Source organism: Comamonas brasiliensis (assembly GCF_018292285.1).
Taxonomy (GTDB): domain Bacteria; phylum Pseudomonadota; class Gammaproteobacteria; order Burkholderiales; family Burkholderiaceae_C; genus Comamonas; species Comamonas brasiliensis.
This window is the reverse complement of the sequence record NZ_JAANES010000004.1, coordinates 173968-187175: the sequence shown is the minus strand read 5'-3', so window position 1 is coordinate 187175 and position 13208 is coordinate 173968. Positions and strand designations below refer to the sequence as shown.

The following is a 13208-nucleotide window of genomic DNA, read 5'->3' as shown; positions in this document are numbered from 1 at the left end:
AGATCGCCTCATGCTTGCGGTTGTTGATGACGGTTGTGTGACCGTGCCCTCGGAGCATTTCACGCTCCGAAGCACAGGGCTGCGGGGTGGCAGCACTGTGCGGGATACGGCTGTTACAGCCCCAGCTTCCTGGCGACGTAATCGGCATCCTTGTCGCCGCGTCCCGAGAGATTGACCAGAATATGCTGGTCCTTGCCGAGCCCCGGCGCTTCGCGCATGGCCCAGGCCACGGCGTGCGCACTTTCCAGTGCCGGGATGATGCCCTCCACACGCGACAGCGTCATGAAGGCATTCAGGCATTCCTTGTCGTCCACGGACTGGTAGTCCACGCGCCCTATGTCCTTGAGATAGCTGTGCTGCGGGCCCACGCCGGGGTAGTCCAGGCCAGAGGCAATGCTGTGCACGGCGGCCGGCGTACCGTCGGCGTTCTCCAGCACATAGCACTTCATGCCGTGAATCTCGCCGGGCTTGCCAACCGACAGCGTGGCGGCATGGCGGCCGGGCTTGTCCACGCCCTCACCGGCAGGCTCCACGCCCACCAGATGCACGGACGCGTCACCCAGGAAGGCCGTGAAGATTCCCATGGCATTGCTGCCACCGCCGACGCAGGCCGCCACATGGTCGGGCAGCTTGCCGTGCCGGGACTGGAACTGCTCGCGTGCCTCGCGACCGACGATGGACTGGAAGTCCCGCACCATCATGGGAAAGGGGTGCGGGCCGACCACCGAGCCAATCGCGTAAATGGTGTTGACGGGGTCTTGCAGATAGACCTCGAAGGCGCTGTCCACCGCCTCCTTCAGCGTGGCTGCGCCGCGCGTGACGGGCACCAGATTGCAGCCCAGGATGCGCATCTTGGTGACGTTGGGGTGTTCCTTCTCGATATCCACCTGGCCCATGTGAATCTCGCAGGGAATGCCCACCAGCGCACAGGCCGTGGCCAGGGCTACGCCGTGCTGGCCGGCGCCGGTCTCGGCAATGACTTTTTTCTTGCCCATGAACTTGGCCAGCAGTGCCTCGCCCAGGCAGTGGTTGATCTTGTGCGCCCCCGTGTGATTCAGATCCTCGCGCTTGAGATGGATCTGCGCGCCGCCCAGCTGATCGGACAGGCGTCTGGCGTGAAAGATGGGGCTGGGTCGGCCCACATAGTCGGCAAACAGTGCGGCCAGCTCGTCCTGGAAATCCTGGCGTTTGACGATCTCTTCATAGGCTGCGGTGATCTCGTCCATGCATTGCTTGAGCTCGGGCGGCACGAGCTGGCCGCCATAGGGGCCGAAGAAGCCCTGGGCATCGGGCATGGCTTGGGGGTTCTGGGTCATGGCTTGTCTCCTGGGGTGTTGTGCAGCAAAGCTGCATTCATAGCACATGGCGGGCTTGGGGCGCTTGCAGGCAAGTCCCGATGGAAGAGTCGTGAAAAATGCCGGCAGCCCTCACGAAGAATGTGCTGACAGCTATTGTTTTGATATTTGCGACGCCCTCTCTTGCTCTGAAACACAATAAGGGCATGAAAGCCAGCTCAGCCCGCGATATTGTCTTTGCCCATGCTCTGGAAACCGCCGCTGCGCACGAGGCGCTGCCAACGGCCGAGCGCTGCACTGCCATCACGCAGGAGTGTCTGCACGCCCAGGGCAAGACCAGGGGCGGAGGCCGTGCGGCGTTCGAAGGCTTTCTGCATGAGCGGGCGCAGCGCGTGATTGCTGCGGCGCAGCTGCCTGCCGACATACGCGCGATGGCCCGGCAGCGCGCCGGCATTTCGCGCTGGATGGTGCTGGCCGTAATGGCTGCGGCGTTTGCGCTGGGTTTTGCGGGCCATGCGATCACCGACCCGCATCGTGTGGACCTGCTCTCTGCCTCCCTGATCGGTATCGTGCTGTGGAATCTGCTGGTTTATGCGCTGTTGCTGCTGACCTGGCTGCGCAGTCTGGTGCGGCACAAGAAGGCGGTGATTGCTCCGCTGGAGCCCGAACAGGGGCAGGGCGCCGCGGCAGCGCCCGGCGGCTGGCTGCAGAAGCTGCAGGCAAGGAAGTGGAGTGTTTCGCGCGGCACGGGGTTGCGCAAGATGGCGCTGAACTTCGAGCGCAACTGGTGGCAGGTCAACCAGCGGCCGCGCCATGCGCAATGGCTTGTGTGCCTGCATCTCGGAGCCGCCATGCTGGCGCTGGGTGCGCTGGCATCGCTATGGCTGACCGGCCTGACCAGGGCTTATCAAGTGGGCTGGGAGAGCACGTTTCTCTCGCCCTCCGCCGTACAGACCTGTCTGAATCTGCTGTTTGCGCCGGTACAGCATCTGCTGGGTCTGGTGCCGTGGAGTCTGGCCCAGATCCAGGCGCTGCAGGGCTGGTCGGCCGGTGATGCGGCAGATGCGGGGCCGCGCTGGGTGCAGCTCTACAGCTGGCTGCTGGGCTTGATGGTGGTGGCGCCGCGCCTGCTGCTGGCGCTGTGGCAGGGTGCCAGGGTCTGGTGGTTGAGCCAGCATCTGACCTTGCCGCTGCAGCAGCCTTATTTCCAGAAGCTGCAGCGTGACTGGGCGGGGCGCGCCACGGAGCTGCTGGTGCAGCCCTACAGCCTGGACATCACGCCCGAGCGCGAAGCCGCCCTGCGCAACCATGTGGCCCGGAGCTACGGCGCCGGGGCGCAGCTTGCGCTGCTGCCGGTGCTGCCCTATGGATCGCCCTTGCCGGACGCTGCGGCCGTTGACGCACAGCAGGTGCTGCTGCTCAACCTGGCCGCTACGCCCGAGGCGGAAATCCATGGCGTGCTGCTGGCGCAGGTATTGAACCGCTGGGGTGCGCAGACCGATGTGTGGCTATGGGCGGCGGACTTTCGTGCGCGCAACAGCGGTGCCCCGGCGCGCGTGCAGGAGCGCGAGCAGCTGTGGCGGGAATTTGTGCGCAGCGCGGGATTGAACGCGACCCTGGTGCCCGGTGCAGGAGTGTGATGATGAGCGAGAGCAAGGAACTGGTTCCGATCGACAGCAGCGTTCAGTGGTGTCTGCTGTCGCACACCAATATCGGCAAGACCACGCTGACCCGTACGCTGATGGCCGACGACGTCGGCGAGATTGACGATGCCGCCCATGTGACCACGCAGTCACAGCGCTATCTGCTTCAGAAAACGCAGCAGGGTGATGAGCTGTGGCTTTGGGACACACCGGGTTTCGGTGACTCCGTGCGGCTCTATGAGCGCCTGCGGCAGCAAGGCAATCCGCTGGGCTGGTTTCTCAGCAATGTCTGGGACCGCTGGCGCGACAAGCCTTTTTACCTGAGCCAGCGTGCCCTGCTCGCCGCGCGCGATCATGCGGATGTGATGCTCTACCTTGTCAACGCCGCAGAAGACCCGGCCGATGCCGGCTACTGGAGCGCCGAGATGAACATACTGGCCTGGCTGAACAAGCCGGTCATCGTGCTGCTCAACCAGATCGGCAGCGACACCACGGCCGCTCAGACGCAGCAGGATCTGCGGCGCTGGCAGCAGGCGACGCAGAGCTTTCACAGCGTGGTGCGCGACGTGCTCGTGCTCGACGCCTTCACGCGCAGCTGGTGGCATGAGCGCAGGATGATGCAGAGCATTGCGCCACTGTTGCCCAGCTCCAAACAGCCCGCCTACCAGCGTCTGCTGGAGCAACGGGCCTGGCAACAGCAACAGCGCGAGCAGGCGAGTCTGGCGGTCATGGCAGAGCAGCTGCTGACGGCTGCGGGGCTGCATGAAAAGCTCGATCCCGAGCAAGGCCGGCTGCTGGCGCGTGCCTGGCAAAGCCTGAGCCAGCTCTCCGCCAAGCTGGGCAAATCGGCAGAGGGTGAAGAGCGGCTCGGAGCCCAGGCCAGGGCGGCCGTGCAGCGGCTGCTGCAGACTTTGCGTCAGGCCGATGTGCAGGCCACGCAGCGCTTGCTCGAGATTCATGGACTCGACGGTCAGGCGGCCAGTCAGATTCAGGAGCAACTGCGCAGCCAGCTTCAGATCACCACGCCTGTGGATGCGCAGGCGGCCAGCTTGTGGGGTGCGTTGACTGCCGGTGCGGCCACAGGACTGGGGGCCGATCTGATGGCCGGAGGCTTGACGCTGGGTGCCGGTGCCCTGGTGGGCGCGCTGCTGGGGGCCCTCACCTTTGGCGGCGCAGCCTGGGGAGCGAACAAGATGTTCGACCAGGAGCAGCAGAGCTTTCGACTCTCTGGTGACTATCTGAACGCCAGCGTGAGCCAGGTACTGCTCAAGTACCTGCTGATCTCGCATTTTGGCCGCGGTCGCGGACGTTACACCAGCCCTGCGGCACCCAGCCAATGGAGTGAGCTGGCCCAGGTCACGGTGCAGGCACATGCTGCGCAATGGGCGGCGCTCTGGGCGCAGTTGCGCGAAGCAAATGCCGCAGGGGCGGCCACCGATGCGCAAAGAGTCGCCATCACGGAACTGCTCTCGCAAAGCCTGCAGCAGATCATGGCCGATCTCTATCCGGGGCTGAACGCGGACTCCGGAGTCAGAGACGCGGAAAGCGCACCGTAAACAGGGCACCGCCGCGCTCGGAGACGCCCGTGCTGACGGTGCCGCCCTGTGAGGTCACCAGAGCCTTGACGATGGACAGGCCCAGCCCCGAGCCTTCCCGGCGGCGCTTGCCTGGGGCCTGGACAAAGCGCTGGAACGGATGGGCCTGGACCTCGGCGGCAAGGCCGGGGCCCGCATCGCCCACTTCCAGGATCACCCATGACTGGTTCTGGTGGTCTGAGCTCGCATGCACCCGGATGCTCAGCCAATGGCCGCTGCTGGCATGGCGTAGCACATTGCTGATCAGGTTGGTGGTGATCTGGCGCAAGCGGTCGGTGTCGGCTTTGATGTCGGTGCTGCCATCGCCGTCCTGCATGGGCAGATCCAGTGACAAAGCCATGTCCAGCTTTTGCAGCTGCGGGTGCAGCTCCTCGACGACATCGCCGACCAGTGCGGCGAGGTCTATGCGTTCCTTGCGCAGGGACAATTGTCCGGCGTCGGCCATGGACAGGGTGTGCAGGTCGCCGACCAGCCGTCCCAGGTGCTCGACCTGGGCCAGCAGTGTCTTCATTTCGGCCTGGCTGGAGTCGATGACGCCGTCGCAGATCGCATGCAGTCTTGCCTGCAGCACCGTCAAAGGGGTACGCAGCTCATGGGAGATGGAGGCTGCCGTGGCCAGCCGCTCCGCTTCCAGGGTCTCCAGCGAATCGACCATGCCGTTGAAGGCATCGATCATTTCTGCCATCTCGCCATGGGCATTGCCCTTGACGGCCCTGGAGGCCAGGTCGCCGCGCTCCACGCGCGCAGCCACTTCCACCATGGAGGCCAGCGGACTGGTGATGCGGCGGGAGATCCAGAAACCCACGGCCATGCCGAAAGGCAGGCTGACGGCCAGACCGATGACCAGCGACCATTTCTCGCCGAACAGGCGGTCGCCTTCCCAGTACTCGGAGTAGATCTGCAAGGCTCTGGGGCTGTCCTCGAGATCCTGGGACTTCAGCGCTTCCAGCTCGGTCTTGACGGGGCTTGGCAGGTGGCGATAGAACTCGCGGTACTGCAGCTCGGAAAACGCCAGCACGCCAATTGCCAGCGAGGCAATGGCCAGCAGCACGGCCGCCGTGATCCACAGACCAAAGCGGACCCAGATGCGGTTCAGTCCCAGGGCCATAGACGATAGCCAATACCGCGCACGGTCTCGATCAGTCCGTCCTGTCCGGCCAGTTGCAGCTTGCGGCGCAGCTTGGAGAGATGGGAGTCGATCACCCGCTCCAGCGCGTCGCTTTCCGGCAGGCAGTTCTCAATCAGGTAGGCGCGTGAAAAACAGCGGCGCGGCTGGGCCGCCAGACAGGCCAGCAGTCGAAATTCCGTGAGCGTCAGCGCCAGGGGAACGGCCTGGCCCGCATCGTCGTAGACGGCTGCGCTATGGGCTTCCACGTCGATCTCTATAGGTCCGACGCGGATGGGGGCTGCCACCGGCGCGGGCTTGGCCTGGGTGCGGCGCAGCACGGCACGTACCCGTGCCACCACCTCGGGAGGGTTGAAAGGCTTGACCACATAGTCGTCCGCCCCCAGGCGCAGTGCCAGCAGCTTGTCCACATCGTCGGCCAGGGCCGTCACCATGATGACGGGGACGTCGCTGTCGTTGCGAATCATGCGCAGCACATCCACGCCATCGACCTTGGGCAGATGGATGTCGAGCAGCACCAGGTCCGGGCGCAGCTGGCGAAAGCTCTGCAGGGCCTCCTCGCCGTCCTGCGCCATGCGGATGCGCAGGCCGTCGCGTTCCAGATAGGCGCTGAGCACGCCGGCAATGGCGGGTTCGTCTTCGACTACAAGCACCAGGGGCGTGGAAGCAGGTTGAGCAAAAGTAGCCATGGTTTTGTGTGCAGCAAAGTCATGCATCTGCGGGACTCCCTGAATCTTGTTGTTTGCACATTATGTGCGTTGCCGCTGCAATAAACGAATGGCAGCGGCTCTCCATAATTCCTACATAAACCCTGCAATCTGGCGAAAGCTTGCTGCCGTCCAATAGCGAAGATGGAAAGCTGTTTCCGCTTTCTGCAGGTTCCCGGGTGACACCTATAGCTTGAGCCAACTGCGCTGTGATATTTCCCTCCCACGTCTCGCGTCTTCGCATGGGCAGCCTGTGTCTGTGCGCCTTGTCGTTGCTGGCAGGCTGTGCTGCGCCCGAGGCAGTCAGGCTGGACCGGACCACGCCACCTCAGTGGCAGCAGCAGGCATCGGCTCAAAAGTCGGACCCTGCGGAGCTGGCCCGCTGGTGGCGTGCCTGGAATGACCCCGCGCTGAATGCGCTGGTGGACGAGGCGCTGTCCCAGAACCTTGATGTGGCTCAATCCGTGCTGCGCCTGCGTCAGCAGCGCTTGCTGGCAGGTACGGCTGATGCGGCTTTTCGTCCCACGGTCAATACCGGAGCGCGGACCCTGCAGGATATTGCAGCAGTTGACACCTACTTTCATGCCAGCATTGATGTGAGCTGGGATCTGGGCCTGTTTGGCGATTCCGCCGCAGCACGCCGTGCAGGCGCAGCCGGTGTGCAGGACGCGCAAGCCCAGTTGCATGCGGCGCGAGTGGCCCTGGTGGCCGATGTGGTGCACCGCTATCTCGATATCCGGCTGGCCCAGGTGCAGCGCAGTCTCGCCGAAAAGCAGTTGCAGCAGGCACAGCGACAGCTGCAGCTCTTGCAGGTTCGGCATGCGCAGAGGCTGGCCGATGCCCAGTCTCTGGAGCAGCAACAGCTGCAGCTGCGCACCGCAGAGTCCCAGTTGTCCACCCTGAACGAAGCCCAGGCGCGTGCCGCCCATGCGCTGGCAGCCCTGCTGGGGCGCGAGCGCGCCGAGCCGCAATGGCTGCAGCCCAGTGCCGATGCCGCGTTGCCCGCAGTGCAGGCGCTTGCCGTGCTGCCGGCAGACCTGCTGCGCAATCGCCCCGATATTCAAAGTGCCGAGGCTGCGGTGGAGCAGGCCGCGGCCGAGGTCGGCGTGTCGCGCGCGGCGCTCTATCCGCGGCTGACCCTGACGGGGTCCTTGCTGTATGCCTACAACCTGACGCGCAATCACCGCACGACTTCGGACTCCATCCCCATGGTCGGTCCGCAGATCGATATTCCGCTCTTTGACTGGGGTCGCCGCCGTGCCGTCGCGGACGGCAAGGAGCTGGCGTTGCAGGCCAGCATCAAGGCCTACCGCCAGGCTGTGCTCAACGGTATTGCCGAGGCGGAATCGGCGCTGGCGGCGGTTGCCGCCCAGCAGCAAAGGCAGCAGCAGTTGCAGTCCGAGAGGCAGATTCATGCCGGGCGCGAGAAGGCCCAGGCAGTGCGTCAGCAACTCGGCCTGTCCAGCGAATTTGCGGGTATCGACAACGCCCGCGCCAGCCTGCTCAACCAGAGCGAGCTGGCAACCGCCAGGGCTGCCGAGGCGCTGGCCTATGTGGCGCTCTACAAGGCCGTGGGTGCTGCGCCCATAGATGCCGCGGTCTCCGAGGTCCAGCCATGATTGCCCTGGCGCGCAAGACGCTGATCTATGAGTGGAGACGCTTTGTCCCCTCGGTGTTCGCCGTGGGCTTTTCGGGCGTTCTGCTGGCCATGCAGGCTGCCCTGGTGCTGGGCATCTTCGGCTCTGCCGCGATCTACGTGACGGCTTCTTCGGCCGACCTCTGGGTGGGCTACCCGGGTACGCAAAGTGTGAACTTCGGGCGCAATATCGGCAGCGATGTGGAGATGCGTCTGCGCATGGACCCCGATGTCGCGGCCGTGGAATCCTATGTCTGGGTCGATGGCGACTGGCGCGCTCGCGCCGGCGCCCAGGGCGCGACCGGAGGCGGAGTCTCGGTCTATCTCTCGGGCGTCAGCACTGCGGACAACTCCATGATGTTCACCAAGGTGCTCACCTCCTGGCAGCGACAGCTGCTGCGCGAGCCCGGTGCCGTGATTGTGGACAGGGCGGACCGGGGGACTCTGGGTGCGCAGGAAGGCAGCACGGCATGGATCAACAACCATGCGGTCAAGATCGTGGCTGCCGTCGACGGCTTACGCGGGCTGGGTGGCGTCAACGTGATCGCCTCGCTCAGCACGGCCCGCGAAATTGCAGAAACCAGTGCCGAGCATGGCAGCACCTATTTCGTGGCGCGTCTCAAGCAAGGAGCCAAGGCAAGCGAGGCCCAGGCGAGATTGAGCCAGTCCAGCAGCAGCTTCGGCCCGTACGAGGTCTGGACGGCGGATGCCTTTGCGCGCCGCTCTCAGCGTTACTGGATGCTCGATACCGGCGCCGGTGCCGGCGTGCTCTTCATGGCCGTCATCGTCTGCCTGGTGGGCGCCATCGTGACCAGCCAGTCGCTCAAGGCGGTGGTGGCAGGATCCGCCCGCGAGTATGCGGTGCTCAATGCCCTGGGCGTGAGCCGGGCGGCCCTGGGCCGCGTGGTGGTCGAGCAGGCCTGCTGGATTGGCGGTCTGGGCTTTGTGCTGGCGGCATTGGCCAGCGCGGTGCTGCTCAGCATTGCTGCCGCCTATCGCGTCCCTGTGGCCCTCAACCTGTCCGCAGTAATCGCCTGCGGCTTTCTGGTGGCCGTGCTGTCGCTGCTGTCAGGTCTGGGCGCCATGCGCAGCCTGCTGCGTGCCGACCCGGCAACCCTGTTGCGTTAAGGCCTGAAAAACATGCAAGCCGAGACCATGGAACGCGTCAAAACACCTGCTGCAGCCAAGGAGGCTGTGCCCAGCCTCGAGGCCGTTCGCCTCGACAAATCCTTTGTGTCGGGCATCGTCCAGGTGCACGTGCTGCAAGGGCTGTCCGTCAGTCTCTATGCGGGGGAGCTGAGCCTGATCTCCGGCCCGTCGGGCTGCGGCAAAAGCACGCTGCTGTCGCTGATGTCGGGACTGCAAAAGCCCGATGCCGGCCATGCGCTGGCACTGGGCGAGGACCTGGCCAGGCTCGGCACGGCGGCGCTGGAGAAATTTCGTCTGCGCCATACGGGCTTCGTCTTCCAGGGCTTCAATCTGTTTCCGGCCTTGACGGCACTGGAGCAGGTGCAGCTGCCGCTGGGCTATATGGGCCTCAGAAGCGCCGAGACATTGCGCCGCGCCAAGGAGGCGCTTGATGAAGTGGGGCTCTCGCACCGCAGTCATATGCGCCCGGCCCAGCTGTCGGGCGGCGAGAAGCAGCGTGTGGCCATCGCACGTGCCATGGCCAAGCAGCCCCGTCTGCTGTTCGCCGACGAGCCCACCAGTGCGCTGGATGCCGAGAGCGGTCAGCGCGTCATTGACTTGCTGCACCGCGCAGCGCGCACGCACGGCACCACGGTGCTCTGCGTCAGCCATGACCCGCGTCTGGTGCGCCACGCTGATCGTGTGCTGGGCATGGAAGACGGCGCCATTCGCAGCGACTGGCGCCAGAACAGCCCCATCAAGGAATAAACATGAACCCAAGCCCATTTCGTCTCAGCATTGTGTCGGGCGCGCCGCTGCTGGCGGCGGCCGTGCTGATGCTGGGCGGGTGCTCTCCGTCTCAGGACGCGGCCTCCGTGGTCACACCGGCTGCAGCCCAGACCAAGCCTCAAAGCCAGGTGGCGGTTGCGAGGGGCAAGATCGACGTCGAAGGCGGTCTGCTCGATCTGTCGTCGACCGCATCGGGCATGGTGCAGCAATTGCTGGTCAAGGAAGGTCAGAGCGTACAGAAAGGCCAGCTGGTGCTGCGTCTCGCGGACGATGCGGCGCGTGCCGATCTGGCGGTGGCGGAGTCCGAGCTGCAGCTGGCACAGACCAAGCTCAAGACGCGCCAGGATCGCCTGCCCGCGCTCAAGGCCACGCTGACGCGTTGGCAGGCTGCAGCCAAACAGGGCGCGGCGGATCTGCAGAGCGTGGACGAGGCCGTGCAGGCCCTGCGCGACGCACAGTCCGAAGTGGATATTGCAGCTGCGGAAGTCACGGTCGCCAAGCGCAAGGCAGAGCAGCTGCGGGCCCTGCTGCAGCGCCACGAGCTGCGTGCGCCCGAGGCCGCCGTCGTGGTGCGCCTGCTGGCCCAGGGCGGCAGCATGCTGCAAAGCGGCAGCCCGGTGGCGGTGCTGCTGCCCAAGCGCCCCCTGATCGTGCGGGCCGAAGTCAACGAGAGCTATGTGACGGCGATTCGCGAAGGCATGAAAGCCCAGGTGGTCGTTGACGCAGACGGCAGCGCTGCCCGCCAGGAACTTCCTGCTGCAACCGTGCTGCGCATCAGTCCCGTCTACGGCACGGCCCGGCTGCAGGACGACGCGCAGCGGGGCCCGGTAAGAGTTGTGGAATGCGTGCTGGCATTTGACCAGCCGCCCGCCAATGTCAAGGTCGGTCAGAACGTGAGGGTCAGTTTCCATGAATAAGCGCATTCAGATTTTCCCGTCGCCTGCGGGTACAGCTTCGACCGGCTGGATGGTGCAAAGCGATTTCGACGGCACCATCAGCTTGCTGGACGTGACCGATACCCTGCTCAACCGCTTTGGCAAGCCGGGCTGGCAGGAGCTGGAAGACGCCTGGGAACGTGGCGAGATCGGCTCGCGCGAATGCATGAAGGGTCAGGTGGCCCTGCTGGACATGAGCGAGGCCGAGCTGCAGAACCATCTGGACGGCATAGCGATCGACGAGCACTTTGCCGGCTTTGTGGCCGAGGCCAGGCTTCATGGCATCAAGGTGCAGGTCGTCAGCGACGGCATCGACTATGCGATTCGACATGTGCTCGCACGCCATGGTCTCGGGGATCTGGAAGTCATCGCCAATCATCTGGTGCAGACGGGCGAGCGCAGCTGGCGACTGGATTCGCCCTGGGCCAGCAATCGCTGCGCACGAGCCAGCGGCAACTGCAAGTGCGAACGCCTTGCCGAGCAGCAGGCGGTGCACGGGCGGGTGCTCTATATCGGCGACAGCACGTCGGACTTCTGCGTCTCCGGCAAGGCGGATTTTGTGCTGGCCAAGTACAAGCTCATCGACTATTGCGAGAGCCAGGGGATTGCCCATGCGCGCTTCGAGCATTTTGCGCAGGCCACCCAGCTGCTGGAGCAGGTCCTGCTCGGCATGGAGCAGACTGCATGAATGCCGCCGATGGATTGGGGCTGCTGCAGCAGCCGGATTTGCAGCAGCTGTGCGTGACGCCGCATGAGTTCGTCATGCCCGGCGAAGGCCGCAATGCCCGCACGGGCGTGTTGCTGATTCATGGCCTGACCGGCACGCCGGCCGAGATGCGCCTGCTCGCCAAAGGTCTGAACAAGCAGGGCTTCACGGTCTACGGGGTGCAACTGGCAGGACATTGCGGCAGCATGGAAGACTTGGTGGCAGCGCGCTGGACGGACTGGCTGGCAAGTGTGGAGTCGGGGCTGCAGCGCTTTTCGCTGCATGTGGACCATGTGGTGGTCGGCGGTCTGTCCATGGGGGCGCTGCTGTCGCTGGCCGTGGCCGAGCGCCATCCCGACAAGGTGGCCGGCGTCTGTGCGCTGTCCACCACCTTCCGCTATGACGGCTGGAGCATTCCGGCCTATACCAAGCTGGCGTTCCTGCTGCCGCTGTTCCGCCTGCTGGGCATCGGTCGCAACAGCGTCTTCATGGAGGCGCCGCCCTATGGCATCAAGGACGAGGCCTTGCGCGCGCGCGTGGTCGAGCAGATGAACAGCGGCGACAGCTCTGCCGCAGGTCTGCCCGGCAATCCCTGGTGGAGCGTCATCGAGCTGCGCGCCCTGTCTGCGAATGTGCAGACCCGACTGGCGCAGCTGCGCTCGCCCTGTCTGGTCATTCATGCCCGGGAAGACGATATTTCCTCGGTCGGCAATGCCCACGATATCCAGCGCGGCGCGGTCAACGCCCATGTCGAGCTGGTGCTGCTGGACAATTGCTATCACATGATCACCATCGACCGCGAGCGCCGTACCGTGATTGCCAAACTCAACGAATTCATCGCGCGCATTGCCAGCTCGGCGGCGCCTGCCAGGGGTGCGAATGGGTAGTGATCTCTCGCCCCTGGTGGTGACGCTGTGGATACTCAATGTGCTGGTGGACAGTGGCGGACAGCTGGCTTTCAAGGCCGCGGCCAGTGAGCCCGGGCATCGCAATGGCACGGAGCGCTGGCGCTTCATGCTGGCCAGGCCCTGGCTGTGGGTGGGCATTGCCTGCTATGTCGCGGAGTTTCTGGTCTGGCTGGCGTTTCTGTCGCTGGTGCCGCTGTCGGACGGGGTGCTGCTGGGCTCGATCAACATCGTTGCCATCATGATTCTGGGCCGGGTGCTGTTTCGTGAAAAGCTCGCGCCCATGCGCGTGGCCGGCATCGTGCTGGTGTCCATAGGCGTGGCCATCGTTGGATTGCATTGAGGGCCGTCGGCTATGAAGCGTTTTTACATTGTCGGCTTTCTGGTACTCATGGCCTTTGACACGCTGGCGCAGCTCAGCTTCAAGCAGGCCGGTGATTCCGCATTGCCGCTGGAGTTCTCGACCGGCTGGCTGCTGCGCGTGTTCAGCCAGCCCTGGATCTACGGTGCCTTCGTAGGCTACATCGGGGCCTTTTTCACCTGGATGAGCCTGCTCAAGCACGCTCCCATCGGCCCGGCGTTCGCCGCCTCGCATCTGGAGATCATCTCGGTGCTGGCGATCTCGTACTGGCTGTTCAACGAGCCCATTGGCTGGCCGCAGATCATTGGCTGTCTGTTCATCGTGGCCGGCATCATGTGCCTGGCCGTGAGCGAGAAGCCAGAGGCCGAGCAGGCTGCCTGAG

General features: G+C 64.7%; 13 protein-coding genes. 10 read left to right on the top strand and 3 right to left on the bottom strand.

Annotated features, from left to right (window positions below; translation table 11 throughout):
* Positions 1-113: 113 nt before the first annotated feature.
* Positions 114-1316, bottom strand: a complete 1203-nt coding sequence (trpB, locus tag DJFAAGMI_RS17345) for a tryptophan synthase subunit beta (RefSeq protein ID WP_211458084.1) — start codon at positions 1314-1316, stop codon at positions 114-116.
* A 185-nt stretch (positions 1317-1501) separates the two neighbouring features.
* On the opposite strand from trpB, the gene DJFAAGMI_RS17340 reads away from it, so the two are divergent.
* Positions 1502-2935, top strand: a complete 1434-nt coding sequence (locus tag DJFAAGMI_RS17340; protein WP_211458083.1) for a DUF2868 domain-containing protein — start codon at positions 1502-1504, stop codon at positions 2933-2935.
* Positions 2935-4494: a DUF3482 domain-containing protein gene (locus DJFAAGMI_RS17335; protein ID WP_211458082.1), complete on the top strand. Its 1560-nt coding sequence runs from the start codon at positions 2935-2937 to the stop codon at positions 4492-4494. The genes DJFAAGMI_RS17340 and DJFAAGMI_RS17335 overlap by 1 nt, the downstream gene beginning before the upstream one ends.
* On the opposite strand, the gene DJFAAGMI_RS17330 is transcribed toward DJFAAGMI_RS17335, so the two are convergent.
* Together DJFAAGMI_RS17330 and DJFAAGMI_RS17325 are read right to left on the bottom strand one after the other, a co-directional pair.
* A complete protein-coding gene (locus tag DJFAAGMI_RS17330; RefSeq protein WP_211458081.1) occupies positions 4469-5641 on the bottom strand; it encodes a sensor histidine kinase in 1173 nt (390 codons plus the stop codon). The two genes, DJFAAGMI_RS17335 and DJFAAGMI_RS17330, sit on opposite strands and share 26 nt — an antisense overlap.
* Positions 5626-6375: a response regulator gene (locus DJFAAGMI_RS17325; protein ID WP_003059738.1), complete on the bottom strand. Its 750-nt coding sequence runs from the start codon at positions 6373-6375 to the stop codon at positions 5626-5628. The genes DJFAAGMI_RS17330 and DJFAAGMI_RS17325 overlap by 16 nt, the downstream gene beginning before the upstream one ends.
* 233 nt (positions 6376-6608) lie before the next feature.
* On the opposite strand from DJFAAGMI_RS17325, the gene DJFAAGMI_RS17320 reads away from it, so the two are divergent.
* The 8 genes from DJFAAGMI_RS17320 to DJFAAGMI_RS17285 are packed head-to-tail and all read left to right on the top strand — an operon-like array spanning position 6609 to position 13207.
* Positions 6609-7985, top strand: coding sequence for an efflux transporter outer membrane subunit (locus DJFAAGMI_RS17320; RefSeq protein WP_211458080.1), 1377 nt, complete (start codon positions 6609-6611; stop codon positions 7983-7985).
* Entirely contained in the window at positions 7982-9130 is a 1149-nt protein-coding gene (locus tag DJFAAGMI_RS17315) for an ABC transporter permease (protein ID WP_211458079.1), read from the top strand. The genes DJFAAGMI_RS17320 and DJFAAGMI_RS17315 overlap by 4 nt, the downstream gene beginning before the upstream one ends.
* A 12-nt stretch (positions 9131-9142) precedes the next feature.
* Positions 9143-9898, top strand: coding sequence for an ABC transporter ATP-binding protein (locus tag DJFAAGMI_RS17310; RefSeq protein ID WP_003059734.1), 756 nt, complete (start codon positions 9143-9145; stop codon positions 9896-9898).
* Between the two features lie 2 nt (positions 9899-9900).
* Positions 9901-10836 carry an HlyD family secretion protein gene (locus DJFAAGMI_RS17305; RefSeq protein WP_211458078.1) on the top strand — a complete coding sequence of 312 codons (936 nt, stop codon included), beginning with the start codon at positions 9901-9903 and terminating at the stop codon, positions 10834-10836.
* Positions 10829-11542, top strand: coding sequence for an MtnX-like HAD-IB family phosphatase (locus tag DJFAAGMI_RS17300; protein ID WP_211458077.1), 714 nt, complete (start codon positions 10829-10831; stop codon positions 11540-11542). Before DJFAAGMI_RS17305 ends, DJFAAGMI_RS17300 begins: the two co-directional genes overlap by 8 nt.
* Positions 11539-12447, top strand: a complete 909-nt coding sequence (locus tag DJFAAGMI_RS17295) for an alpha/beta hydrolase (RefSeq protein ID WP_211458076.1) — start codon at positions 11539-11541, stop codon at positions 12445-12447. The genes DJFAAGMI_RS17300 and DJFAAGMI_RS17295 overlap by 4 nt, the downstream gene beginning before the upstream one ends.
* Positions 12440-12808, top strand: a complete 369-nt coding sequence (locus DJFAAGMI_RS17290) for an EamA family transporter (RefSeq protein WP_003071857.1) — start codon at positions 12440-12442, stop codon at positions 12806-12808. Before DJFAAGMI_RS17295 ends, DJFAAGMI_RS17290 begins: the two co-directional genes overlap by 8 nt.
* A 12-nt stretch (positions 12809-12820) precedes the next feature.
* The gene (locus tag DJFAAGMI_RS17285; protein WP_003069549.1) at positions 12821-13207 is read left to right on the top strand and encodes a DMT family transporter; all 387 of its coding nucleotides are present in this window, start codon (positions 12821-12823) and stop codon (positions 13205-13207) included.
* Position 13208 lies beyond the last annotated feature (1 nt).